The following is a 25,357-nucleotide window of genomic DNA, read 5'->3' on the forward strand; positions in this document are numbered from 1 at the left end:
GAATCGAACCATGCGAGGCGCCCGAGCGTCCGAGCGCCGAGATCGTCGCTCCAAGCTCAAGTGGGCCGCGCCGAAGGCGTGTTGGGTCGGGCGACCGGATAGGACGGTGTGCCCGGGAGTCGACAAATCATGAAATCAGTGAATGAACTGGGTGACTGGAAACAGTCGTCAGGAGGCGCTCGTCCCCGTCGTGACCACATCGCAATCGGACACGGACAACCAGAAGGCGGGGTTCCGGGTCTAACCGGACGACGAGACGCCCATCGGAGGAACCGCACCGCAATGACGCCGCCGGCCCCACCGGCCGCCCCGCTGCGCGCCGACTGCATCGGCGACTCCGCGGGCGGTCTGACCTTCGACGTCGCCGCGCGCAGAAACACCGGGGCGGCCCTGCTCATCCTGCGCCGCCGTGTCACCGACGCCGTCGACGCCGCCGCGGACACGGTCAGCCTGCCGCTGGCCCCGGCGGCGGAAGGCCGCCTGCGCGCCGCGCTGCCCAGCAGCGTGTCCCTGCCCGAGGGACGCTGGGACGCCTACGCCCGCCTCTCCGACGGCCGGCCGCGACGCCTGGTGCCCGGCGTCACCGACCTGCGCTCCCTCGCCGAGCGCACCCCCAGCGGGCTGCTCGGCCACGTCGCCGTCCGCATCCCGTACGCCACCCGGCAGGGCAACCTCACCGTCCGCAGCTGGCTGCGCGCCCCGCACGCGGAGGCGGTGGAGCTGCGCCTGGCGAGCGGCGGTCTGACCGTACGAGGGCGTGTCTACGGCACCCAGCTGGTGCCCGGGGCGGACGCCGAGCTGCGCGCCCGGCCCGGCGACGGGGAGCGCGGCGGCCGGGGCGGGGCCGGTGTGCTCCGGGTGGAGGTCGCCGCCGAGCGGACGAAGTTCGCCTTCACCGTGCCCTACGACGGCCTGGCACCGGGCCTGTGGGACCTGTGGCTGCGGCCCGCCGGTGACGCCGGTCCGGTGGTCCGCCTCGCGCGGCTGCTGGACGACGTGGCCGACAAGAACCCGGTCCTCACGTTTCCCCGCGCGCGGGTGCGGACGCCCCACGGCCCCGTGGAGGCCGGGCCGTACTACACCCGGGACAACGACCTGTCGCTCGCCGTCGCCCCGCTGGAAGCCTGACCGCATGTCCGATGTTCGATTCGTGTAAGTGATCCGGGGCCGTTCCGCGGGGGCACACGCAAGTCCGTTCGGGAGTGTTCGGATGCGAAATGCGGGACGCCGCCGGGCCGCCCCGAACGTCTTTTCCGTCCGCGTATTCGACGGGGTACCGCAACGCGCGGGAATTCACCTCGGCCGCCCGCGGAACGTGTGCGAATCCGTCCGTCCGTGTGAACGGGTTCCAGTAAAACGCCCATCATGATCCTGTGACAGAAATGTGACCGTAGGTGCATCTGTGACCCGTGTTACCGACTCGGGCTTCCCCGGTCCCGGAGCAGGGCATAGCGTGGCGGCATGGCACCGATTCCGACACCCCCCGCCGAGCCCCACGACAGTCCGGACACCTACGTCGGCCTCGATGCCGACGCGGCCGAGCGGCTGGCGCGGGAGCGGGGCTGGTCGACGGTGCGGTCCCTGGCACCCGGCACGGTCATCACCATGGAGTACCGCGTGGGCCGCCTCAATTTCGAGGTGAAGGACGGCCGCGTCTCCCGGGCCTGGAAGGGCTAGCGCGGGCCCAGGACGGCGCAACGGGCGCGCTCAGCCGCCGGACAGGGGGCGGGCGGTCGAGGCCGTGTTGCGCGGGTGGCGGTCGGCGTGCGGCGGCCGGCGGCTGCCGGCCGGGGTCACCGGCGTACGGTCCGAGCGGGCCGTGTGCGGGCCCGGAGCCAGGTACACCGGGGCCCGGGCGGTGCGCGGCGTGGAGACCGGCTCGCGGGCCGGAGCCTCCGGCCGGCCGGAGGCCGCCGGGGCGACGGGCACGGGCCGGCCGACCGGCCGCCTCGTCGTCCGCCTGCGGCCGAGGCGGGCGAACCAGCGGTCGCGCAGCCCGAGGATCCCTGCCTCCGCACGGGTGATCAGCGGCTCGAACCAGGGGAGCGCCAGCAGGATCAGCAGCCCCGCCGCCCAGCCGAGGAGCACGTCGCTGAGCCAGTGCGTACCGAGGTAGACGGTGGACATGCCCACCCCGAGCGAGGTGACCGCGGACAGCGCGGACAGCCAGCGCCGGGCCCGGTGCGTCGAGGCCAGGTAGGCGAGGATGCCCCAGGTCACGACGGCGTTCGCGGTGTGACCGCTCGGAAATATATCGCCGCCGAGCCACATCTCGTTGGCGCCGATCGTGGTCGCGTAGTGCGGTCCCAGCCGGCCCATGCCGTACTTGGCGGCGCCGACCGTGACGTTCAGCAGGAGCAGGGAGACGCCGAGCGCCAGCAGCGGACGCAGGGTGTGCTGCCGCCAGGAGCGCCAGCCGAGCCAGGCCGCGACCATCACCGCGGTGGGACCGCGCTGGCCGAGCACCACGTAGTAGTCGACGAAGGCGTGGATCTCCGGCCACTGCTGGTAGGGCCTGAAGAACATGACCTGCCAGTCGAGCCGTACCAGCCACGAGGTGATCACTACGGCCCACACGATCGCGAGGTAGAACGCGAGGGTCCCGGCGAACAGCGCGAACCTGTGCCGGGACATCTCCGGCACGTCCAGGAGCTCCGGTCGTTCCGGCTCCCGGTCCAGTCTCGCGAACACCCGGTCCAGACGGGTGGGCTTCCGTTCGGTACGCACCCAATCGACGTTACAGCGAGTGAGGAGTGATCCCGGCCGAATCAACGGCTTTGTGATGACGATGTGATGTGGGATTCCTCTCAGGCGGCGCATTGTTTCCTGGTAATCCGCAATGCGGTCCGAGCGCGGACTTCAATTCCTTTGATCTGCCCGGCCGACGGTTTTATCGTGCTTATGAATTCGTTCACCGAATCCTGGCCCGGAATTGTCCCGGCGGTCATCGGGCGTCCCCGCGGGTCAGGGCGGGCCCGAGCCGTTCAGCCAGAAGGCCCCGTAGACCGCCGACGCCGCCGCGACGGCGCACACGACCACCGTCGCCCTGGTGGTGCGCAGCCGGGCCAGGCCCAGGGCCAGGGGGAACAGCAGCGGGAACGCGGGCAGCAGCAGCCGGGGCTTGGAGCCGAAGTAGCTCGACGCGCACAGGGCGAGCACGGTGACGAGCCCCGCGTAGACCAGCAGCGGCAGCGGCTGGCGCTGCCGTACGCACACCACGTACAGCCAGACCAGCAGCGCTACCCCGATCACCAGTCCGACGCCCGCCAGGGCCCCCGGGAACGAGGTGAACTTCCCGGCGACGAAGCGGGCGAAGGCCGCGCCCCCGTCGAAGCCGTTGCGCCAGCCGGCCTGCACATCGAGATAGCCGAGCGGGCCCTTGCCGGTACGGTGGCCGACCCACAGGACGTAACCGGCGGCGCCCAGGGGCGCGAGCAGCATGCCGAGCACGTGCCGCGCGCCGGGGGCGCCCTCCGGGTCACCGCCGCTCCTGCTCCGCACGATGGCCGTGATCACGGCCACCCACACCGCCGCCGTCACCGCGAGCCCGACCGGGCGGGTCAGCCCGGCCAGCGAGGCCAGGGTCCCGGCCGTCACCCAGCGGCCGGTCAGCACCGCGTACAGCGACCAGGCGGCCAGCGCCGTGAACAGCGACTCGCTGTACGCCATCGACTGCACGATCCCGACCGGCAGCACGGCCCACAGCAGCGCCGCGCACACGCCCGCTCGGGGGCCGTACACGTGGTCCGCCACCGCGAAGATCCCCCAGGCCGCGGCGAGCGAGGCCAGGAGGCTCACGACGAAGCCCGCGTCCGCGTACGAGAGCGGGGAGACGGCCGCGCCCAGCCGCTCCAGCCAGGGCAGCAGCGGGAAGAACGCCAGGTTGGAGTGCACGTCCCCGTTGGGGAGCCGCACCTCGTAGCCGTACCCCAGCTCGGCGACCCGGGTGTACCAGAGGGAGTCCCAGCGGGCGGTCAGCAGCGTGTACGCGCTCTTGTCGCGCGCCGCGCTCCACAGGGCCAGGGCGAGCAGGCCCAGGGCGCGCACGGCCGCGTAGCCGACGAGCGCCGGGGCGGCCCGGCGCAGGGCGCCGGACGGACCCGAGGCGCTCGGGCGGCCCGCGGTGCGCGTTTCAAGATCGGTCACGGGCTCGATTATCTGCCGGACGGGAGGGCCGTCGTCGCGCCGGGGCGGGCGGGACGGTGGCCGCAGTGGCGCATGCCACACGGGTGACGCGGAATGTGTGAGGCCCGCCACGTGTGCGGGGGCGGGTCTCGCGTACTCTGGCGAGTCACTCGCGTTCCGTTGCACGGCCCGGAGCTCCCCCCGCTCCTCTCCGGCCGAGCCGCCGGGGAGTCCCCACCCCGCGGCCCGCCGGACGCGAGGGAACATCTTGGAGGTACGTACATGTCCGGGACGACCACGGCTGCCGCTGCGCCGCGCCGTCGGGCGGCCGGGGCCGGTGCCAACCGCTGGGTGGTCCTGGTCGTCCTCTGCGTCAGCCTGCTGCTCGTCGCCGTCGACGCGACCGTGCTGCACGTGGCGGTCCCCGCCGTCACCGAGGACCTCAGGCCCGGCGCCATCGAACTGCTCTGGATCGTCGACGTCTATCCGCTCGTCTGCGCCTCGCTGCTGATCCTCTTCGGCACGCTGGGCGACCGGGTGGGCCGCAGACGGGTCCTGCTGCTCGGCTACGCCCTCTTCGGCGTCGCCTCCGCGCTCGCGGCCCTCGCCGACACCGCCCAGGTGCTGATCGCGGCCCGCGCGCTGCTCGGCGTCGGCGGCGCCATGATCATGCCGGCGACGCTGTCGATCCTGCGGCAGGTTTTCCCCGACCGGCGGGAGCGGGCGCTGGCCATCGGCATCTGGAGCGCCGTGGCCGCGGTCGGCGCGGCGGTCGGTCCGCTGCTCGGCGGCTTCCTCCTCGAGCACTTCTGGTGGGGCTCGGTCTTCCTCGTCAACATCCCGCTGATGCTGGTCAGCCTGCCGGTGGGGCAGCTGCTGCTGCCCGAGTCGAAGGGCGACGGACGCGGGCCCTGGGACGTGGTCGGCGCGCTGATGGCGGCGGGCGGCCTGTTCGGGGTCGTCCTGGGTGTGAAGCGGCTGGGCGGCGGGGAGCCGGTGGCGAGCCTGCTCACCGTGCTGCCGCTGGTGCTGGGCGCGGCGCTGCTGGCGGGCTTCGTACGGCGGCAGCGGCGGCGTACGTATCCGCTGGTGGACCTCGCGATGTTCCGGCGGCCGGCGTTCAGTACGTCGGTGGGGTGCATCGTGCTGGCCATGCTGGCGCTGGTGGGGCTCGAGCTGATCGCCGCGCAGTACCTGCAGCTGGTGCTCGGTCTTTCCCCGCTGGAGACCGGGCTGCGGCTGCTGCCGCTGACCTTCGCGGCGATGGCGGCGGGGCTCGCGGGTGCGCGGCTGCTGCGGCGCTTCGGGCCGCGGCGGATGGTGTGCGCGGGGTTCTGCCTGACGGCCTTCGCGGTGGTGCTGCTGACGGCGATGGGCCGGGCCGACAACTGCGCGCTGCTGCTGACCGGGTTCGTGCTGCTCGGCTTCGGTCTGGAGACGACGCTGTTCGGGGCGTACGAATCGATGCTGAGCGAGGCGCCGCAGGAGCAGTCGGGGGGTGCGGCGGCGATCGGGGAGACCTCGTACCAGCTGGGCGCCGGGATCGGCATCGCCCTGCTCGGCAGTGTGATGAACGCGGCGTACGCGCCCGGGCTGACCGGGGGCGTGCCGGGGGTGCCGGCGTCGGCGTCGGTGGCGGCGGGGCATTCGCTGGGGGAGGCGTACGAGGTTGCTGCGCAGCTCGGGGGGCCTGCGGGGGTTGCCCTGCGGCGGGCGGCGGGGGATGCGTTCGTGCACGGGCTGCATGTGACGTTGGTGGTGAGTGCGGGGTTGTTGCTGCTGGGGGCGGTGATGGCGTTGCGGTTGCCGCGGGTGATGCAGTGCGAGGAGGTTTCCGTGCCGGCGCCTCGGGGGGCGGGGGCCGTGGAGTCCCAGTCCCGCGTCTCGGTGTGAGCGGGTGGCGATGGCCGTGGGCGGCTGCGGGCCGTCGCCGTTTGTCTCCCACCCACGCACCACCCGTTCGCCGTCGCCACGGGGTGGACGTTTCCCGTGGGGCCGGTCCGCCGTTGGCGGCTGCGGCTCGTGGGCCGGAGGGGGATCGCCCGGCCGGAGCATGGTGGACGTGTGGAGCGCCGCATCGTAACGTCGGCAGCGAGAGCCGTGACTAGCGGCGCTAGTTTTGAGAGTCCCGGAGGGTGTCCCCATGGCCGCGTCCCCCAAGTTGCCCGCGTTCGACCCCGCCGATCCCCTCGGCATCGACGACCTGCTCGAGCCGGAGGACCTCGCCGTCCGGGACACCGTGCGGAGCTGGGCCGCGGACCGCGTGCTGCCGTATGTCGCGGACTGGTACGAGAAGGGTGAGCTGCCCGGCATCCGGGAGCTTGCGCGCGAGCTCGGCTCCATCGGCGCGCTCGGGATGTCCCTCGACGGGTACGGCTGCGCCGGGGCGAGCGCCGTCCAGTACGGGCTGGCCTGTCTGGAGCTGGAGGCGGCCGACTCCGGTATCCGCTCCCTGGTCTCCGTGCAGGGCTCCCTCGCCATGTACGCCATCCACCGCTTCGGGAGCGAGGGGCAGAAGCAGACCTGGCTGCCGCGCATGGCCGCCGGTGAGGTCATCGGGTGCTTCGGGCTGACCGAGCCCGACCACGGGTCCGACCCGGCCAACATGCGCACCCACGCCAAGCGCGACGCGGGCGGGGACTGGGTGCTCAACGGGCGCAAGATGTGGATCACCAACGGCTCGGTGGCCGGTGTGGCCGTCGTCTGGGCGCAGACGGAGGAGGGCATCCGCGGGTTCGTCGTGCCGACCGGCACCGCCGGATTCTCCGCACCCGAGATCAAGCACAAGTGGTCCCTGCGGGCCAGCGTTACCAGCGAGCTGGTGCTCGACGACGTACGGCTGCCCGCCGACGCCGTACTGCCGGAGGTGACCGGGCTGCGCGGGCCGCTCAGCTGTTTGTCGCACGCCCGTTACGGCATCGTCTGGGGCTCGATGGGCGCGGCCCGCAGCTCCTTCGAGGCGGCCGTGGAGTACGCGAAGTCGCGGGAGCAGTTCGGGCGGCCCATCGGCGGCTTCCAGCTGACCCAGGCCAAGCTCGCCGACATGGCGGTCGAACTGCACAAGGGGATCCTGCTCGCCCACCACCTCGGGCGGCGCATGGACGCCGGCCGCCTGCGTCCCGAGCAGGTCAGCTTCGGCAAGCTCAACAACGTCCGCGAGGCCATCGACATCTGCCGTACGGCCCGCACGATCCTCGGCGCCAACGGGATCTCCCTCGAGTACCCCGTCATGCGGCACGCGACGAACCTGGAATCGGTGCTCACCTACGAGGGCACCGTCGAGATGCACCAGCTGGTGCTGGGCAAGGCGCTGACCGGGCTCGACGCCTTCCGGTAAGCGGCCGGGGGGTGGGGCGGGGCCGTGGTCTGCGGCCCCGCCTCAGCTCTGGTTGAAGAAACCGTCGGAACGGTGCGCGGCGGGCTCGCCGCTGATGACCTGGGTGTCGGCCGGGCTCAGCAGGAACACCCGGGTGGACACCCGCTCGATCGAACCGCGCAGGCCGAAGATGAGTCCGGCCGCGAAGTCGACCACGCGCTTGGCGTCGGTGCCCTCCATGGCCGTCAGGTTCACGATGACCGGGACCCCGTCCCGGAACAGCTCACCGATGGCCCGTGCGTCCCGGAAGCTGTCCGGGGTGACCGTCGCGATGCGGCGGCCCTTCTCCTCGGCCACGTCCGAGGCCACCTTGACCCGCGGGTCAGTGACCCAGGCGTCCCCGGGCTGCTCGGTGCCCTCGGAGTAGTCGTCGTCGTAGTAACGCTCGTCATCGTTGTCGTCGACGAGGCCGAGCCACGCACTCGCCTTGCGTACCGATCCCATGGACGCCTCCTCTCACAGCGGTCTTTCGTGCTTCCGCATCCCTATGGTCATCCATGATGCGGACGTCGCGCCAAGTGGATAGACGCCGCGCGGGGGGTTTGTGACGGTACTGGTGCACAGCGGATCCGTCGAGAGTCCTTGTGTCCCAAGGGTCGTTTCCCAAACGGCTGCTGACTGTGAGTGAAATATGATTCTTCACGGCACACGGGTGAGGGCGGGTGCGTACGGGTGATGGCGGCGGTCGGTACGATGCCGCAGCTCAGCGTCGTACCAACCACGGGGGAGCGTCGTGTTCGGAATCGTCAGGCCGTGCAGGCACCGGCTCGGAGAGAGCCTCACGAGCCAGTGGATGGCTCATTTGTGCGGGTTGTGCCTCGCGCTGCGCAAGGACCACGGACAGTTCGCGCGGATCGTGACGAACTACGACGGGTTGCTCATATCGGTTTTGACGGAGGCTCAGGCCGAGCGGGGTGGCGCAGGCGCCGGGCGGCGCACCGCCGGGCCCTGCCCGCTGCGCGGGATGCGCACCGCGTCCGTCGCGCACGGCGAGGGGGCCCGGCTCGCGGCGGCCGTCTCCCTGGTACTGGCCTCGGCCAAGGTGCGTGACCACGTCGCCGACGGGGACGGCCTGCTGGCCCGGCGTCCCGTCGCGCTCGCCGCCCGTCGGATCGCCACCGGCTGGGACGCGGCCGGAGCGCGCGGCGGCAGTGCCGTCGGCTTCGACACCGCCGTACTGGTCGACGCCGTGGACCGGCAGGGCGGCATCGAGGCGCTCGCCGGGCCCGGAACGCCCCTGCTCACCGTCACCGAACCGACCGAGACCGCGACCGCCGCCGCCTTCGCGCACACCGCGCACCTCGCCGGGCGACCGCACAACGCCGTGCCGCTCGCCGAGGCCGGACGGCTCTTCGGCAGGCTCGCCCATCTCCTGGACGCCGTGGAGGACCGGGAGGCCGACGCCGCCGCCGGCGCCTGGAACCCGCTCACCGCCACCGGGACGCCGCTCACCGAGGCCCGGCGGCTCGCCGACGACGCCGTGCACGGGGTGCGGCTGGCCCTCAGGGAGGCCGAGTTCACCGACGGCCGGCTGGTGCACCGGCTGCTCGTGCACGAGCTGGGTGCCTCCGTGGACCGCGCGTTCGGCACGGTCTCGTGCGCCCACGGCAGCCATCCGTACGCCCCTCCCGGCGCGCCCGGCACCCCGGGCGCCCCGGGCGGTCCCGGTGGGCCGACGCCCCCGGAGCCGCCCCGCCGCGACCGGCGCGGCCTGCTCGCCGGCTGCGCCCTGTGGCTCGGGCTGGCCTGTACGTGCCAGATGTGCTGCGGCACGTTCGAGGACCCGTGGAGCGGGCAGCGCAGGGAAGGGCTCTGCTCCCAGTGCGACTGCGGCAACTGCTGCGACTGCTGTGACTGCTGCAGCAACTGCTGCGGCGACGACGGGTGCGACTGCGGCTGCGACGGCTGCGACTGCGGGTGCAGCTGCTGAGGCTCCGTCAGCCCGTCAGCCCGTCAGTCCGTCAGCCCGTCAGTCCGTCGGCTCCGGCGGTGAGATCTCGGACTTCGCTGTCGCCGACTCCGTCGTGCCCCACTTTTTCAGGATGCGGGCGCACGTCCAGTCGGCGATCAGTTCGGGCACGCGTGGGCGTACGCATCGTCATCAGTGGTCTCCTGAGAGCGAAGGCATGGGGCGGCGCGAGGGGAGGGGGCGTGCGCGTGTGAAGGCGGGCCGACGACGGGTCGGACCCGAGGAGGCCCCGACCGGATCAGCGGATCGCCCGGTCAGGGGTGATCGGGCGGTCCGGGGTGATCAGGGCAGGCAGCGGGGTCGGCTCAACAGGAACAGGACCACACTCGACCGAAGTCGATGTGGGAGCGCGTGACCAGCCACTGCTGTGGATGCATGGGCCAAGTGGAACAGGCATCCGGTTCCGCGTCAACGACTTGAGATGCGCGGCTCAGAGTGTGGACAGCCTTGACAGCGGGCGGAAACACCCCCGTACTCTCGGCGGACGGCCATGCTGAGGGGCTCGGCCGTGTGAAGGCACCACCGTGTCCGACTGACTCGATGTCACGGAGCCTTCGCATGTCCTCCCACACCCTCGCCAACTCCGCCGCCATACCCGGCACCCCGGGCCAGGCGGACCTCCCGCGGATCGTCCCGCAACGCCGCCCCGGTCAGTGGGCGGCCGTCATCGTCGTCCTCGTCCTCCTCATCGGCGCTCTGTGGATCGTCCTCCCGCAGGCCATGCGCGCCATCGTGCCGCCGGCCGGGAACACGCTGATCGGCACCCTCAAGGGCACCTCCATCGTCAGCGTCATCGCCGTACAGCTCGGCATCGGCCAGTACTACGTCGAGAAGCACCGCGCCCGCGGCACGGAGCGCACCCGATGAGCCGCCGCGCGCAGGCTCCCCGGGCCTCGTTGGTCGTCGTCGGCGCCGGCCCCCGCGGCACCGGCCTCCTGGAGCGCATCGCCGCCAACGCGCCCGAGCTGTACGACGGCCGCGGCCTCGACATCCACCTCGTGGACCCGCACCCACCGGGCGCCGGACGCATCTGGCGCACCCGGCAGTCGCCGCTGCTGTGGATGAACTCGCACGCCGAGGACGTCACCATGTTCACCGACGACACGGTCGAGATGGCCGGTCCCGTACGGCCCGGACCCACCCTGCACGAGTGGGCGGCGGTGGACGGCCGTACCTTCGCCGACCGTCGGACCCAGGGCGGCTACCTGCGCTGGGTGTACCAGCGTGCCGTGGCGGGGCTGCCGCCCAACACCGTCGTGTACCACCACGCGCGCCGTGCGCTGCGGGTGGAGGGCTCGCGCCGGGAGCGTCAGCGGGTGTGGCTCGACGGTCGCGACACCCCGCTCCCCGCCGACCTGGTCGTCCTCACCCTCGGCCACCTCGACGCCGAACCCGACGACGAGCAACGGGAGCTGTCGGCCTACGCCCGTGCGCACGGGCTGGTCCACCTGCCGCCGGCCTTCACGGCCGACAGCGACCTGTCCGCGCTGCGCCCCAGGGAGCCGGTCCTCGTCCGCGGTCTCGGGCTGGCCTTCGTCGACCTGATGGTGCTGCTCACCGAAGGCAGGGGAGGGCGGTACGACGGGGACACCTACGTCCCCTCCGGACGGGAGCCGGTGCTGTACGTCGGCTCGCGGCGCGGAGTGCCGTACCACTCGAAGATCGGCTACGACTGGACCGGGGAGCGGCCGCCGCTGCCGAGGTTCTTCGGGCCCGACGAGACGGCGGCGCTGCTCGCCCGGCCGGACGGCATCGACTTCCGGCGCGACGTGTGGCCGCTGGTCGGGAAGGAACTGGGCTTCGCCCACTACCACCGCCTGTTCACGGCCCATCCGCAACGAGTGCGCGGCGACTGGGCCGGCTTCGAGGCGCGGTACGCGGCTGCCGCTGCGCACGAGCGGGCCGCCCTCGTCGCCGTCGCGGTGCCCGACCCCGCCGACCGGCTCGACCTCGCCGCCCTGGACCGCCCCCTCGACACCGTGCGGTACGGCTCGCACGCGCAGCTCCAGGAGGGCCTGCGCCGCTACGTCGAGGCCGACCTGCGGCGCAGGCACGATCCGGCGCACAGTCCTGACCTGGCGGTCTTCCTCGCCCTGCTCTCCGTGTACGGGCAACTCGTCCGGCTCGGCGACGTCGGCGGCTGGTGGCACGGCTTCTTCAGCCTCCTCGCCTCCGGACCACCCGGACCCCGGCTGCGGCAACTGCTCGCCCTGTCCCGGGCCGGCGTCGTGCGCTTCCTGGGCGCCGGGACGAAGGTCACCACCGGGGACGGGGTCTTCCGGGCGACCGGCGCCTCCGTGCCGGGTGCCGTCGTCGAGGCGCGGGCGCTGGTCGAGGCGCGGCTGCCGCACCCCACCGTGGAACGCGCCCGGGATCCGCTGCTGCGCGCGCTGCACGCCGACGGCGCCGCCGCGACACCGGACGGGTTGCTGGCCGTGGACCGCACCGACGGACGTGTGCTGGACCGGGCCGGGCGGCCCCATCCGCGGCGGTTCGCGCTCGGCCCGCACACCGACGGGCGCGGCTCGGGCGCGTTCACCCGGCCCCGTACCGGCGGCGTGGCCTTCCGGCAGAACGACGCCACCGCGCGGGCCGTACTGACCTTCCTGCGGGCGCCCGAGCCGCCCGCGACGCCGCACCCCCTGCTGGAGGAGTCCGCGCGATGAGCATCACCGACGACACGGACGTCATGGTCGACATCAGATCCGTGCACAAGAGCTTCGGCCCGCTGGGGGTGCTCAAGGGGCATCGACCTCACCGTATGGACGACGGACGCATCGTCGAACAGGGCCCGCCCGGCGACGTGGTGGACCGCCCGCGGCACGAGCGCACCCGGGCCTTCCTCTCCAAGGTCCCGTCATGACGCAGCCATTGGCGCAGACCGGGACGACAGGGCCGTTGACGCGGACAGAAAGGGACGACCCCGCATGACCTCCTCCCACGGCACCCGGCGGCTGCACCTGGCGACCGCCCTGGACCGGCGGTCGGTGTACGACGCCGACGCCTTCGTGGCGGCCGCCCGGCTCGCCGAACGCGGCGCGCTCGACTTCGTGACCCTGGGCGACAGCCTCGCCCGCCCCGGTCCCGACGCGCTCTCCGTCCTGTCCCGGGTGGCGCCCGCCACCCGGCGCGTCGGCCTGGTCCCCACCGTCACCACCACCCACACCGAGCCCTTCCATGTCCAGGCGGCCGTGGCGACCCTGGACTGGGTGAGCCGCGGCCGGGCGGGCTGGCGGATCGAGGTGTCCACCACCGAGGGCGAGGCCCGCCTCTTCGGCCGCCGCCACGCCGCCCCCGTCGACGCGCTCTGGCAGGAGGCCGGCGAGGTCGCCGACGTGGCGGCGCGGCTGTGGGACAGCTGGGAGGACGACGCCGAGATCCGGGACGTGGCCACCGGCCGCTTCGTCGACCGGGACAAGCTCCACCACGTCGACTTCACCGGCTCCGCCTTCTCCGTCAAGGGCCCGTCGATCGTGCCGCGGCCCCCGCAGGGGCACCCCGTGCGCGTGGTCGACGCCACCGACCGGGCCGCACGGGCGGTCGCGGCCCGGTACGCGGACGTGGCGCTGGTGCGCACCGCGCTCCCCGCCCGGGCCGCCGCCGCGCGGGCCGAACTGCGGGCGTCCGCCGCGGCGCACGGCCGCGACCCGGACGACCTGCGGGTCCTCGCCGCCCTGGACGTCGACCTCGGCGACGGCGAGTACGCGGCCGAACCCGGCCACGGCGGGGGCGGCCCGCGCACCACGCCACGCGGCCCGCAGTACCGAGGCGGTCCCGTGGACCTCGCCGAACTGATCGTCTCCTGGCACCGGGACGGCACCGTCGACGGCTTCCACCTCACGCCGGTCGAGCCGCTCCGCGACCTGGAACGCCTCGTCAACGGCACCGTGTCGCTGCTCCAGCACCGGGGCCTGTTCCGCACCTTCTACCCGGGCAGCACGCTCCGGGACCACCTGGGCCTGGCCCGGCCCGCCAACCAGTACGCCGTCGCGCAGGGAGCGTCATGACCGCACCGAAGCCGATGCAGCCCCGTCCGACCCAGCCCCGTCCGACCCAGCGTCCGACGCGGCCGAAGCCGATGCATCTCGCCGCCCACTTCCCGGGCGTCAACAACACCACCGTCTGGGCCGATCCGCGCTCGGGCTCGCAGATCGACTTCGCCTCCTTCGAGCACCTCGCGCGCACCGCCGAACGCGGCCTGTTCGACTTCTTCTTCCTCGCCGAGGGGCTGCGCCTGCGCGAGCACAAGGGCCGCATCCACGACCTGGACGTGGTCGGCCGCCCCGAGTCCCTGACCGTGCTGAACGCGCTCGCCGCCGTCACCGGACGCCTCGGACTCGCGGCCACGGTCAACGCCACCTTCAACGAGCCCTACGAACTCGCCCGCCGGTTCGCCACCCTGGACCACCTCAGCGGCGGCCGGGCAGCTTGGAACGTGGTGACCTCCTCCGACGCCTTCACCGGCGAGAACTTCCGGCGCGGCGGCTACCTGGACCGGGCCGAGAGGTACACCCGGGCCGCCGAGTTCGTGGCGACGGCACGGAAGCTGTGGGACTCCTGGACCCCGGACGGCACCCCCCGTCCCTTCGCCCACCACGGGCGGCACTTCGACATCGCGGGGGAGTTCACGCTGCCCCGCTCCCCGCAGGGGCACCCGGTGGTGATCCAGGCGGGCGACTCCGACGAGGGCCGGGAGTTCGCGGCCTCCTCGGCCGACGTGATCTTCACCCGCCACGGCACGCTGGAGGCGGGGCGTGCCTTCTACGCCGACGTGAAGCGCCGCCTGGCGAAGTACGGCAGGAGCCCCGCAGACCTCAAGATCATGCCCGGCGTCACCGTCGTCCTCGGGGACACCGCCGCCGACGCGCACGCGCGGGCCGAGGAGATCCGCCGGCAACAGGTGTCCCCGCAGACCGCGCTGCTCACGCTGGAGCGGATCTGGGGCGTCGACCTGTCCGGGTACGACCCCGACGGGCCGCTGCCCGACGTCGACCCGGTGCCCGATCCGCAGCTCAGCCAGGGGCGGACCCGGCAGGGCGACAGCGTCGCGACCGCCGAGAAGTGGCGGGCCCTGGCACAGGAGCGCGGGCTGTCCATCCGGCAGACCGTGATCGAGGCGGGGGCGCGGCAGTCCTTCGTGGGCACGCCCGAGGAGGTCGCCGCCGAACTGGCACAGTTCGTGGCCCGGGACGCCGCCGACGGCTTCATCCTCGTACCGCAGCTGACCCCGGGCGGGCTGGACGAGTTCGTGGACCGGGTGGTCCCGCTGCTGCAGGAGCGCGGCGCGTTCCGTACCGGGTACGAGGGCACCACCCTGCGCTCCCACCTCGGCCTGGCCGACCCGGTGCGGAACGCTTGAGCCGGGGCGGAGGGCGCCCGGCGACGCGGGCGGCGGGGCATCCGGACGGGCAACTTCCGGACATCTCCGGGCCCTTGCTGCGGACCGTCCGCGCCGACCACTTCCTGCGGCCTTGCGGGGAGTTGGTAAAAGTCGTTCAAAGCTTGACGGCCGAAAGGCACTCTTGCGCCGACCGGTCGTTCGGCCGAATACTCCAACCTCAGCGCTTGTCAGGAGCACGACGTATCCGGAACCCGGAGGTCCGCCCCTGGCTGCGCCTCACGGGCCCCCACCCCCACGAGAGGGGCCCCCGACTTCCCCTGTGGAGGAACGAAAAGTGAGGATCAAGCGCACCACCCCCCGCAGCGGCATCACGAGACGGACTCGGCTGATCGCCGTATCCACCGGCCTCGTGGCCGCGGCCGCCGTCGCGATCCCCAGCGCGAACGCGGCACCCACCCCGGCCACCTTCAGTGCCGCCGAGCTGAGCAGCGCCGGCAGCGCGGTGCTCAAGGCCGACGTCCCGGGCACCGCCTGGGCCGTCGACAACGAGTCCGGCCGGGTGCTGCTCACCGTCGACAGCACCGTCTCCCAGGCCGAGATAGCGAAGATCAAGGAGCAGGCCGGCGACAAGGCCGGCGCGTTCACGATCAAGCGCACCCCCGGCACGTTCAACAAGCTCATCCAGGGCGGCGACGCCATCTACGCGAGCAGCTGGCGCTGCTCCCTCGGCTTCAACGTCCGTGCCAGCAACGGCGCCGAGTACTTCCTGACCGCCGGACACTGCACCGACGGCGCCGGCGCCTGGCGGGCCAGCTCCGGAGGCACCGTCATCGGCCAGACGGCGGGCTCCAGCTTCCCGGGCAACGACTACGGCATCGTGCAGTACACCGGATCCGTCTCCCGGCCCGGCACCGCCAACGGCGTGGACATCACCCGCGCGGCCACCCCGAGCGTGGGCACCACCGTCATCCGCGACGGCTCCACCACCGGCACCCACAGCGGCCGGGTCACCGCCCTGAACGCCACCGTCAACTACGGCGGCGGCGACGTCGTCGGCGGGCTGATCCAGACCACGGTATGCGCCGAGCCCGGCGACTCCGGCGGCTCGCTCTACGGCAGCAACGGCACCGCGTACGGTCTGACCTCCGGCGGCAGCGGCAACTGCTCCTCCGGCGGTACGACGTTCTTCCAGCCGGTGACGGAGGCCCTGAGCGCCTACGGCGTCAGCGTCTACTAAGAACCAAGAACCAAGAGCGCAACCGGCAGTACGACGAGCCCCCGCACACCGCGGCCACGGTGTGCGGGGGCTCTTGCGCGGCCGCGGTGGCCGCGCCGTCCGCCGGTGCGGCCGTCGCGCGAATCCTGTGGGAAGCGGCATGAATGGTGAAGGCCGTGTGACCGCGCTGGAGTTGTCGTGCGCACGTCCTGGAGTCGACCTTGTGTACGGCCTGTGGAGTCGGAAGAGTTAACGCTCGTCAACCAGCCTTCCGGTTCACGGGGTCCCCACAACCTCGCGGACCGACCCCCCACAGGAGGACGTGAGTTGAAGCACCGACGCATACCCAGGCGGCGGGTCGCCGTGGTAGGTGCGGGAATCACCGCACTGGTCGCCGCGGGAGTCACCTTCCAGAGCGCGAACGCCAGCGAGGCCCCGCAGACCGCCGCGCCCGAGACCCTCTCGGTCACGGCGGCCGGGAAGCTCGCCTCCACGCTGCTCGGCGACCTCGGCGCCGACGCGGCCGGCACGTACTACGACGCGCAGGCCAAGAGCCTCGTCGTCAACGTGCTCGACCAGAGCGCCGCGCAGACCGTCGAGGAGGCGGGCGCCAAGGCCAGAGTCGTCGAGAACTCGCTCGCCGACCTGAAGAGCGCGCGCACCGCGCTCACGAAGGACGCGACGATCCCGGGCACGTCCTGGGCGACCGACCCGACCACCAACAAGGTCGTCGTCACCGCCGACCGCACGGTCTCCGAGGCCGAACTGGCCAAGCTGACCAAGGTGGTCGACGGGCTGGGCGCCAAGGCCGAGCTCAAGCGCACCAAGGGCGAGTACAAGCCCTTCGTCGCGGGCGGCGACGCCATCACCGGAGGCGGCGGGCGCTGCTCGCTCGGCTTCAACGTGACCAAGGGCGGCGAGCCGTACTTCATCACCGCCGGCCACTGCACCGAGTCCATCTCGACCTGGTCGGACTCCTCCGGGAACGTCATCGGCGAGAACGAGGCGTCCAGCTTCCCGGACAACGACTACGGCCTGGTCAAGTACACCGCCGACGTGGACCACCCGAGCGAGGTGAACCTCTACAACGGCTCCTCGCAGGCCATCTCGGGCGCCGCCGAGGCCACCGTCGGCATGGAGGTGACCCGCAGCGGTTCCACCACCCAGGTGCACGACGGGACGGTGACCGGCCTGGACGCCACCGTGAACTACGGCAACGGCGACATCGTCAACGGCCTGATCCAGACCGACGTATGCGCCGAGCCCGGCGACAGCGGCGGCTCGCTCTTCTCGGGCGACCAGGCCATCGGCCTCACCTCCGGCGGCAGCGGCGACTGCACCTCGGGCGGCGAGACCTTCTTCCAGCCGGTGACGGAGGCCCTGTCGGCCACCGGTACGCAGATCGGCTAGCAGCACCCGCACACCTGTGAAGTCCCGTCCCGCGCGCGAGGGGCGGGACTTCCGCGTGTCCGCCCAGGGCGGCTCCGGCGTCCGTACGACGGTCGGCCGGCCGGTGCGGCGAACGGTCAGTCGGCCGGCGCGGCCGGCAGCTCCGTCTCCTGCCGCCCGCGGCGCGGCAGCACGGCCGCCAGCATCGTGATCACCGTTCCCGCGACCGCCCACGCCCACAGCACCAGCAGGGAGGCGGTCACGTCGTTCCCCTTGAAGTAGGCGATCGAGCGGGCCGTCCAGGTGCCCGCACCGGGCGGCAGCCACGGGCCGATCGCCTTCCAGAACGGCGGCAGCATCGGCAGCGGGAAGGCGCCGCCCGCGCTCGGGTTGCCCGCGATCACCACCAGCAGGATCGCCAGACCGATGCCGACGATCCCGAACACGCCCTGGAGGGCGAGCGTGGCGGCGCCCACCGCGAAGGTGATCAGCGCGCCGAGCCCCCACAGATCCACCACGCTGCCGGGCAGCGCGCCCAGGATCGGCCCGATGATCACCGCGCCGCCGAGCCCGCCGACGATCGCGACCAGCGCCATCACGATCAGCCGGATCGCCGCCCGGCGCGGGTTGGCCGGCCGGGCGCCGGTGCTGATCGCCAGGATCGAGGCGCACAGGTAGCCGCCGACGCACCAGCCCACGACCAGGTAGAAGGACGACAGCCCGTCGAAGTCGTGGGGCGAGGCCGGGGCCGTGTCGACCACCCACACCGTGCGCCGCTCGGCCTGTTCCGCCTTGCCGACGATGCCCTCCAGCGTGGTGGCGAGGACGGTGCCGCCGCCGGAGGCGACCAGCAGGGTGTCCGGTCCGCCCTCGGGGTTCGTGATCAGGGCGCCGTCGATCTCCCGGTTCACGATCTGCCGCCGGGCGCTCGCCTCGTCGGCCACCGTGCGCGGGTCCAGCGGGGAACCGGGCAGCCGCTCCAGCCGGTCCACCGTCCGTCCGGCGGCCGCGCCGGGGGCGACCACCCCGAAGGGCACGTCCTTCGGCCTCGGGTCGTGCAGCGCCCCCACGTAGGAGGCGATGAACAGCAGCTGGAGCGCGATCACGCCGAGCACGAGCAGGGTGGCCCGCGGGGTGACGGCGTCCTTCACCTCACCGAGGAAGGAGCCGCTCCGCGCGCCGTTCCGCGTGCCGGGGCCCGGTGTGTGTGACATGTCCCCACAGTCCTGGTCGGAGGGTGTTCGCGCAGGTGGGACGGGGCCGAACGGATGTCGTACACACATTCGAAGATGAGGGTATGGTGGGTGGGGTAGCTGGGAACAGACGTTCGATAATGGCGTTCGGGCATACGTGGTCATGCGTCGGTTCATGAGTCGGGAGGTGCGTGATGCCGGGTTTCACGCATCTGCACACCGTCTCCGGGTTCTCCGCCCGCTACGGCGCCTCCCACCCGGAGCGGCTGGCCGAGCGCGCCGTCGAGCGGGGCATGGACGCCCTCGCCCTCACCGACCGCGACACCCTCGCGGGCACCGTCCGCTTCGCCAAGGCCTGCGCGCGGGCGGGCGTCCGTCCGCTGTTCGGTGCGGAGCTGGCGGTCGCCGCTCCCGCGCCCGAGTCCGCCGACCGCACGGAGACCTCCGTACGCCGGGACCGCCGCCGCGTCCCCGTGCGCGGCGGCGCCTTCGTCGACGAGTCGGCCCCGCGGGTGACTTTTCTCGCCCGCGACGGCGCCCGCGGCTGGGCCGACCTGTGCCGCCTGGTCTCCGCCGCCCACACGGCCGAGGACGGCCCGCTGCTGTCCTGGCCCGACAACCACGCCGACGGCCTGACCGTCCTGCTCGGCCCCGGCTCCGACGTCGGCCGCGCCCTCGCCGCGGGCCGTCCCGACCGCGCGGCGCGGCTCCTCGCCCCGTGGCGGGAGGTCTACGGCGACGCCCTGCGCCTGGAGGCCGTCTGGCACGGCCGCGAGGGCACCGGCCCCGGCTCCCTGAGGCTGGCCTCCCGCACCGTCGGTTTCGCCGCCGAGCAGGGGGTGCGGCCGGTGCTCTCCAACGCAGTCCGCTACGCCGACCCCGGCCAGGGCCAGGTCGCCGACGTCCTGGACGCCGCCCGCCGCCTGGTCCCGATCGGCGCCGGCAAGGAGCTGGACTCCGGCGAGGCATGGCTCAAGGACGCCGGTGCCATGCGGGACGCCGCCGAGCGGATCGTCGAGTCCGCGGGCTTCCGGCGCGACACCGCCCACCGCCTGCTGGAGCAGACCCGGGCCACGGCCGCCGAGTGCCTGGTCGACCCCGAGGACGACCTCGGCATGGGCGCCGTCCACTTCCCCGAACCGCACCTGGTCGGCGCCGGGCGGCGCACCGCCCAGCGGGCGCTCGCCTCCCGGGCGGCGGCCGGCATGGTGCGGCGCGGCTACGACCGGCGCCGGGACCACCGGGAGTACTGGGAGCGGATGCACCACGAGCTGGACATCATCGCCCACCACGGCTTCGCCTCGTACTTCCTCACCGTCGCCCAGGTCGTGGACGACGTACGGCACATGGGCATCCGGGTCGCCGCGCGCGGCTCCGGCGCGGGCTCGCTCGTCAACCACCTCCTGGGCATCGCGCACGCCGACCCGGTCGAGCACGGGCTGCTGATGGAGCGGTTCCTGTCCAAGGAGCGGGTGGTGCTGCCCGACATCGACATCGACGTGGAGTCCGCGCGCCGGCTCGAGGTCTACCGCGCGATCATCGGCCGGTTCGGCACCGAACGGGTCGCCACGGTCGCCATGCCGGAGACGTACCGGGTGCGGCACGCCATCCGCGACGTGGGCGCCGCCCTGTCCATGGACCCGGCCGAGATCGACCGGGTCGCCAAGTCCTTCCCGCACATCCGCGCCCGCGACGCCCGCGCGGCCCTGGAGGAGCTGCCCGAACTCAAAGCGCTGGCGGGGGAGCAGGAGCGGTACGGCAAGCTCTGGGAGCTGGTCGAGGGCCTCGACGCCCTCCCGCGCGGCGTCGCCATGCACCCCTGCGGCGTCCTCCTGTCCGACGCCTCCCTGCTCTCGCGTACGCCGGTCATGCCGACCAGCGGCGAGGGCTTCCCGATGGCGCAGTTCGACAAGGACGACGTCGAGGACCTCGGGCTGCTCAAGCTGGACGTGCTCGGGGTGCGGATGCAGTCGGCGATGGCGCACGCGGTCGCCGAGGTGAAGCGGGCCACCGGCACCGAGGTCGACCTGGACGCCGTACCCGAGGGCGATCCGGCGACATACCGGATGATCCAGTCCGCCGAGACGCTGGGCTGCTTCCAGATCGAGTCGCCGGGGCAGCGGGACCTGGTCGGCAGGCTCCAGCCGTCGACCTTCCACGACCTCGTGGTCGACATCTCGCTCTTCCGGCCGGGTCCGGTCGCCGCCGACATGGTGCGGCCGTTCATCGAGGCCCGGCACGGCCGGGCGCCGGTGCGTTACCCGCACGAGGACCTGGCGGAGCCGCTGGCGGGGACGTACGGGGTCGTCGTCTTCCACGAGCAGATCATCGACATCGTCGACATCATGACCGGCTGCGGACGCGGCGAGGCGGACCGGGTGCGGCGCGGTCTTTCCGACCCGGAGTCGCAGGGGCGGATCAAGGTGTGGTTCGCGCAGCACGCGACGGCGAACGGCTACGACGCGGAAACGATCCGGCGGACCTGGGAGATCGTCGAGGCGTTCGGCAGCTACGGCTTCTGCAAGGCGCACGCCGTCGCCTTCGCGGTGCCCACCTACCAGTCGGCGTGGCTGAAGGCCCATCACCCGGCCGCGTTCTACGCCGGGTTGCTCACCCACGACCCCGGCATGTACCCCAAGCGGCTGCTGCTGGCGGACGCGCGGCGGCGCGGGGTGCCGATCCTGCCGCTGGACGTGAACGAGTCCGGGGTCGCACACCGTATCGAACTGGTGTCTGAACCGGGTAAGGCCCGCCGGACGAAGACCTGGGGACTGCGCCTCGCCCTCTCCGACGTGCACGGCATCAGCGAGGCCGAGGCGGAACGGATCGCCGAGGGACAGCCCTACGCCTCCCTGCTCGACTTCTGGGAACGGGGCCGCCCCAGCAGGCCGCTGGCCGCACGGCTCGCCCAGGTCGGCGCGCTGGACGCGTTCGGCGCCAACCGCCGGGACCTGCAACTGCACCTGACCGAACTGCATCGCGGCGCCCGGGGCGGACGCGGAGACCAGCTCCCCCTGACCGGCGGCCGCAGGACCGCCTCCGCCGGGCTGCCCGACCTCACCTCCGAGGAGAAGCTCAGCGCCGAACTGGGCGTGCTCTCCATGGACGCCTCGCGCAACCTGATGGACGACCACCGCACCTTCCTGCGCGAGCTGGGCGTGGTGTCGGCCAAGCGGCTGCGCGAGGCGCGGCACGGCGAGACGGTGCTGGTCGCGGGCGCCAAGGCGGCCACCCAGACCCCGCCGATCCGCTCCGGGCGGCGCGTCATCTTCTCCACCCTGGACGACGGCTCGGGACTGGTCGACCTCGCCTTCTTCGACGACTCGCACGACGCCTGCGCGCACACCGTCTTCCACTCCTGGCTGCTGCTGGTGCGCGGGGTGGTGCAGCGGCGCGGCCCGCGCAGCCTCAGCGTCGTCGGCTCCGCCGCCTGGAACCTCGCCGAACTGCTGGAGGTCCGCCGGGAGGAGGGCCTGGAGGGCGTCGCCGCCCGGCTGGCCGCGGCGGGCGCGAGCCAGGAGGGCGACGACCCCGAGGGCGGCCCGGCGCGCCGCCGTCTCGCCGGTTCGGACGGGCAACCCGCGCCGGCCGGCTCCGCGGCCCAGGACCCGATGGAGCAGCGGAAGATCCGCATGTCCACCGGGTACGAGATGCACCCCTGGGCCGATCTGCGCCCCGCGGGCGAAGGGCCCGCGGTCGGAAGGAAGTTGTGGCACCAGAGTCCGGGGAGTGCGGGATGACGATTCTCTGCGTACGTTTCCAGCTACCGCCGATGTACGAGGCGGCCCTGCCCGAACTGCTCGGTCTCCTCGAGGAGTTCACGCCGGTCGTCGAGGCGCTGCCGCCCGACGGGGCGCTGGCCGACCTGCGCGGCGCCGAGCGGTACTTCGGGCGCGACGCCGTGGAACTGGCCTCGGTGATCCGGGTGCGCGCCCTCGCGCTGCACGGCGTGGACTGCGTGATCGGCGCCGGACCGGGCCCGATGCTGGCCCGCATGGCCCTGCGCGACGCCCGCCCGGGACTGACCCGTGCGGTGCCCGGCGGCGAGGAGCGCGCGTTCCTCGACGGCAAGCCCGTCGCCGCGCTGCCCGGAGTCGGCACCGCGACCGCCCGCACCCTGTGCGAGTACGGCCTCGACACCCTCGGCCGGGTCGCCGCCGCGCCGCTGTCCACGCTCCAGCGCCTGGTCGGCGCGAGGACCGGCCGCGAGCTGCACGAGAAGGCCCAGGGCGTCGACCGCGGCCGGGTCGTCCCCAACGGCGTCTCCCGGTCCCTGGCCGCCGACCGCCCCTTCGACCGCGACGAACTCGACCCCGACCGCCACCGCCGCGCCCTGCTCTCGGCCGCCGGAGACCTGGGCGCCCGGCTGCGCGCCGTGGACAAGGTCTGCCGCACCCTCACCCTCACCGTCCGCTACGCCGACCGGTCGGCCACCACTCGCAGCCGCACCCTGAAGGAGCCGACCGCGCACTCGGCGGCCCTGACCCGGACCGCGTACGACCTGTACGAGGCGCTCGGCCTCCAGCGCGCCCGGGTCCGTTCGATCGCTCTGCGCGCCGAGGGGCTCACGCCCGCCGAACACGCCTCCCACCAGCTCACCTTCGACCCCGTGGACGAGAAGGTCCGCCGCATCGAGGAGGTCGCGGACCGCGCGCGGGCGAAGTTCGGGCCGAAGGCGGTGATGCCGGGGTCGCTGGCGGCGTGAGGCCCCCGCGGGTCAGTTGGCCCACGGGGGAGTGATCCGGGTGCCGTCGGCCAGCTCCGCGGTCAGCCCGACCGAGGTGGTGACCCAGGAGGTCGCGGTCCGGTCGGTGGGGTTCTCGACGGCGAAGGCGGCACCGGCGTTGATGATCACCGTGTCCCCCGCGGTGACACGCTCGGTGTGGCCGTCGAGGGTGATCAGCAGCTCGCCGGTGAGCAGGTGGAAGACCTCTTCCCGGCTGACGGTGTGCGCGGGCGCCTTCGTCCCCGCCGGGATCTCGCCCCGCCAGGCGCAGAGCTCCTTGCTGCCGGTGCGGGGAGCGGCGTACGAGACGAATCGGGTGCCGTGGATCTCGTGGACGCTGCCTTCGGACGTGCGGACGACGGGCATGGCGGGCTCCTCCGAGCTTATGGTCAAGTAGCTTGACTATCTCTACGGCCCTTATGGTCAAGCTCCTTGACCAAAGTGTCAAGGGTGTTTCAATGCGGTCGTGCAGAACTCCGACGCCATGGCCCTCACCGCCGCCCTGCTCGCCGCGGCCGGCGGGCTCACGCAGCGCATCCACGAGGGCGTCGTCGCCCGCGGCTTCGAGGGGGTCCGGCCCGCGCACGGGTTCGCCTTCGCCCGGCTCGCCCCGGACGGCGCGACGGTCACCGACCTGGCCGTGCACCTGGGGGTGACCAAGCAGGCCGCAAGTCAGCTCGTCGACGAGCTGGTCCGCAAGGGGTACGCCGAGCGGCGGCCGCATCCTGCCGACGCGCGCGCCCGGCTCGTCGTCATGACGGAGGCGGGGTGGGCCTGCACGCGGGCCGCGGAGGCGGCGGCCGCCGAGGCCGTGGGCGCGTGGGCCGAGGTGCTCGGCGAGGACGGGGTGCGCGCGCTGCGCGCCGGTCTGCTGCGCGTTGCACCGGGCGGGCCGATCCGGCCCAGCTGGTGACCCGGGCCCTCTATCACCTGCGCCACCGACGACGTCGGTTATCGCTGGAAGTTTTTACTGACGCGTAACTTCACGCGTGCGCTACTCGCCCGTAACTTGACGAGTGAACAGCATCCCGTGATCCGGATCACAGGGCGTCCTGTCATCGAAACTCCCCTGCCCCGCAAGGAGATCACCCGATGCTGCCCTGGATACGCGCGCTCAGACCCCTGACAGCCCTGCTGCTGGCCGCCGCCATCGCCCTGGTCCCCGCCACCACCGCCCACGCCGCGGACGCGCGCCCTGCCTCCGGCTGGAACGACTACACCTGCAAGCCCTCCGCCGCCCACCCCCGCCCGGTGGTCCTGGTCCACGGCACCTTCGGGAACTCCGTCGACAACTGGCTGGGCCTCGCGCCCTACCTGAAGAACCGCGGCTACTGCGTCTTCTCCCTCGACTACGGCCAACTGCCCGGCGTTCCGCTCTTCAACGGACTCGGCCCGGTCGAGAAGTCGGCGGAACAACTGGCCGCCCACGTCGACAAGGTGCTCGCCGCGACCGGCGCATCCGAGACCGACCTCGTCGGCCACTCGCAGGGCGGCATGATGCCCCGCTACTACCTGAAGTTCCTCGGCGGAGCCGCCGAGGTCAACGCCCTGGTCGGCATCGCGCCCAGCAACCACGGCACCACACTGTCCGGCCTCACCAACCTGCTGCCGTACTTCCCCGGCGTCGAGGACCTGCTGAACGGGCACACCCCCGCCCTCGCCGACCAGGTCGCCGGCTCCGACCTCCTCACCAAGCTCAACGCGGGCGGCGACACCGTGCCAGGCGTGCGCTACACCGTCCTCGCCACGAAGTACGACGAGGTGGTCACGCCGTACCGCAGCCAGTTCCTCGACGGCCCCGGCGTGCGCAACGTCGTGCTGCAGGACCTGTGCCCGCTCGATCTCTCCGAGCACCTGGCGATCGGGCTGTTCGACCGGATCGCCTTCCACGAGGTGACCAACGCCCTGGACCCGGCGCACGCCACGCCCACCACCTGCGCCTCGGTCTTCGGCTGACGGGAGACCCGGCGCTCCGGCCCACGCCACGCGGGGCTCGTCCGGCCTGAGCCGCCGGACGAGCCC

Annotated in this window: 19 protein-coding genes and 2 pseudogenes; 16 read left to right on the top strand and 5 right to left on the bottom strand. The window is 73.0% G+C overall.

Features of this window, described 5'->3' with window-relative positions:
- The first annotated feature begins 282 nt into the window (after positions 1-282).
- Both IE258_RS23405 and IE258_RS23410 read left to right on the top strand, forming a co-directional pair.
- Positions 283-1,128: a hypothetical protein gene (locus tag IE258_RS23405; protein WP_189746485.1), complete on the top strand. Its 846-nt coding sequence runs from the start codon at positions 283-285 to the stop codon at positions 1,126-1,128.
- A 333-nt stretch (positions 1,129-1,461) separates the two neighbouring features.
- A complete protein-coding gene (locus tag IE258_RS23410; protein WP_189746487.1) occupies positions 1,462-1,677 on the top strand; it encodes an I78 family peptidase inhibitor in 216 nt (71 codons plus the stop codon).
- Positions 1,678-1,707: 30 nt separating this feature from the next.
- Here IE258_RS23410 and IE258_RS23415 read toward each other — a convergent pair whose 3' ends face one another.
- Complete coding sequence (locus IE258_RS23415) at positions 1,708-2,727, bottom strand: phosphatase PAP2 family protein (RefSeq protein WP_189746489.1); 1,020 nt, start codon at positions 2,725-2,727, stop codon at positions 1,708-1,710.
- 237 nt (positions 2,728-2,964) lie between these two features.
- Positions 2,965-4,146, bottom strand: a complete 1,182-nt coding sequence (locus IE258_RS23420) for a mannosyltransferase family protein (RefSeq protein ID WP_189746491.1) — start codon at positions 4,144-4,146, stop codon at positions 2,965-2,967.
- Between the two features lie 261 nt (positions 4,147-4,407).
- Between IE258_RS23420 and IE258_RS23425 the strand changes: the two genes are divergently transcribed.
- Positions 4,408-6,018, top strand: coding sequence for an MFS transporter (locus IE258_RS23425; RefSeq protein WP_189746493.1), 1,611 nt, complete (start codon positions 4,408-4,410; stop codon positions 6,016-6,018).
- Positions 6,019-6,268: 250 nt separating this feature from the next.
- On the top strand, positions 6,269-7,462 hold the full coding sequence (locus IE258_RS23430; RefSeq protein WP_189746495.1) for an acyl-CoA dehydrogenase family protein: 1,194 nt from the start codon (positions 6,269-6,271) through the stop codon (positions 7,460-7,462).
- Between the two features lie 42 nt (positions 7,463-7,504).
- On the opposite strand, the gene IE258_RS23435 is transcribed toward IE258_RS23430, so the two are convergent.
- A complete protein-coding gene (locus IE258_RS23435) occupies positions 7,505-7,945 on the bottom strand; it encodes a cell division protein SepF (RefSeq protein WP_007447969.1) in 441 nt (146 codons plus the stop codon).
- Positions 7,946-8,234: 289 nt separating this feature from the next.
- Here IE258_RS23435 and IE258_RS23440 point away from each other — a divergent pair, with 289 nt between their 5' ends.
- The 8 genes and pseudogenes from IE258_RS23440 (at position 8,235) to IE258_RS23475 (ending at position 17,437) form a co-directional block, all read left to right on the top strand.
- Complete coding sequence (locus IE258_RS23440; protein ID WP_189746497.1) at positions 8,235-9,431, top strand: DUF5685 family protein; 1,197 nt, start codon at positions 8,235-8,237, stop codon at positions 9,429-9,431.
- A gap of 741 nt (positions 9,432-10,172) precedes the next feature.
- Positions 10,173-10,337: pseudogene (locus tag IE258_RS41325) on the top strand (amino acid ABC transporter permease); the annotation flags it as partial.
- Positions 10,334-12,136, top strand: a complete 1,803-nt coding sequence (locus tag IE258_RS23450) for an FAD/NAD(P)-binding protein (protein ID WP_189746501.1) — start codon at positions 10,334-10,336, stop codon at positions 12,134-12,136. The pseudogene IE258_RS41325 and the gene IE258_RS23450, both read left to right, overlap by 4 nt.
- A gap of 95 nt (positions 12,137-12,231) precedes the next feature.
- A pseudogene (locus IE258_RS23455) lies at positions 12,232-12,333 on the top strand (ectoine/hydroxyectoine ABC transporter ATP-binding protein EhuA); the annotation flags it as partial.
- Between the two features lie 64 nt (positions 12,334-12,397).
- A complete protein-coding gene (locus IE258_RS23460) occupies positions 12,398-13,477 on the top strand; it encodes an LLM class flavin-dependent oxidoreductase (protein ID WP_189746502.1) in 1,080 nt (359 codons plus the stop codon).
- A gap of 71 nt (positions 13,478-13,548) precedes the next feature.
- Positions 13,549-14,829 (top strand): NtaA/DmoA family FMN-dependent monooxygenase, encoded by a 1,281-nt coding sequence (locus tag IE258_RS23465; protein ID WP_189747000.1) that lies wholly within the window; start codon positions 13,549-13,551, stop codon positions 14,827-14,829.
- Between the two features lie 316 nt (positions 14,830-15,145).
- Positions 15,146-16,048, top strand: coding sequence for a S1 family peptidase (locus IE258_RS23470; protein WP_127895847.1), 903 nt, complete (start codon positions 15,146-15,148; stop codon positions 16,046-16,048).
- A 306-nt stretch (positions 16,049-16,354) separates the two neighbouring features.
- Entirely contained in the window at positions 16,355-17,437 is a 1,083-nt protein-coding gene (locus tag IE258_RS23475; RefSeq protein ID WP_159325553.1) for a S1 family peptidase, read from the top strand.
- Positions 17,438-17,553: 116 nt separating this feature from the next.
- Here IE258_RS23475 and IE258_RS23480 read toward each other — a convergent pair whose 3' ends face one another.
- Positions 17,554-18,630: an ABC-2 transporter permease gene (locus IE258_RS23480; RefSeq protein WP_189746504.1), complete on the bottom strand. Its 1,077-nt coding sequence runs from the start codon at positions 18,628-18,630 to the stop codon at positions 17,554-17,556.
- A gap of 173 nt (positions 18,631-18,803) precedes the next feature.
- Here IE258_RS23480 and IE258_RS23485 point away from each other — a divergent pair, with 173 nt between their 5' ends.
- Together IE258_RS23485 and IE258_RS23490 are read left to right on the top strand one after the other, a co-directional pair.
- Positions 18,804-22,349 carry a DNA polymerase III subunit alpha gene (locus IE258_RS23485; protein ID WP_189746506.1) on the top strand — a complete coding sequence of 1,182 codons (3,546 nt, stop codon included), beginning with the start codon at positions 18,804-18,806 and terminating at the stop codon, positions 22,347-22,349.
- Positions 22,346-23,314, top strand: coding sequence for a DNA polymerase Y family protein (locus IE258_RS23490; RefSeq protein ID WP_189746508.1), 969 nt, complete (start codon positions 22,346-22,348; stop codon positions 23,312-23,314). The genes IE258_RS23485 and IE258_RS23490 overlap by 4 nt, the downstream gene beginning before the upstream one ends.
- A 12-nt stretch (positions 23,315-23,326) precedes the next feature.
- Here IE258_RS23490 and IE258_RS23495 read toward each other — a convergent pair whose 3' ends face one another.
- Positions 23,327-23,701 carry a cupin domain-containing protein gene (locus tag IE258_RS23495; protein ID WP_189746510.1) on the bottom strand — a complete coding sequence of 125 codons (375 nt, stop codon included), beginning with the start codon at positions 23,699-23,701 and terminating at the stop codon, positions 23,327-23,329.
- Positions 23,702-23,801: 100 nt separating this feature from the next.
- Here IE258_RS23495 and IE258_RS23500 point away from each other — a divergent pair, with 100 nt between their 5' ends.
- Together IE258_RS23500 and IE258_RS23505 are read left to right on the top strand one after the other, a co-directional pair.
- Positions 23,802-24,248: a MarR family winged helix-turn-helix transcriptional regulator gene (locus tag IE258_RS23500; RefSeq protein WP_189746512.1), complete on the top strand. Its 447-nt coding sequence runs from the start codon at positions 23,802-23,804 to the stop codon at positions 24,246-24,248.
- Between the two features lie 179 nt (positions 24,249-24,427).
- Positions 24,428-25,291, top strand: coding sequence for an esterase/lipase family protein (locus IE258_RS23505; protein ID WP_189746514.1), 864 nt, complete (start codon positions 24,428-24,430; stop codon positions 25,289-25,291).
- The last annotated feature ends 66 nt before the right edge of the window (positions 25,292-25,357 follow it).

The organism is Streptomyces tendae, assembly GCF_014650435.1.
GTDB classification, from domain to species: domain Bacteria; phylum Actinomycetota; class Actinomycetes; order Streptomycetales; family Streptomycetaceae; genus Streptomyces; species Streptomyces tendae.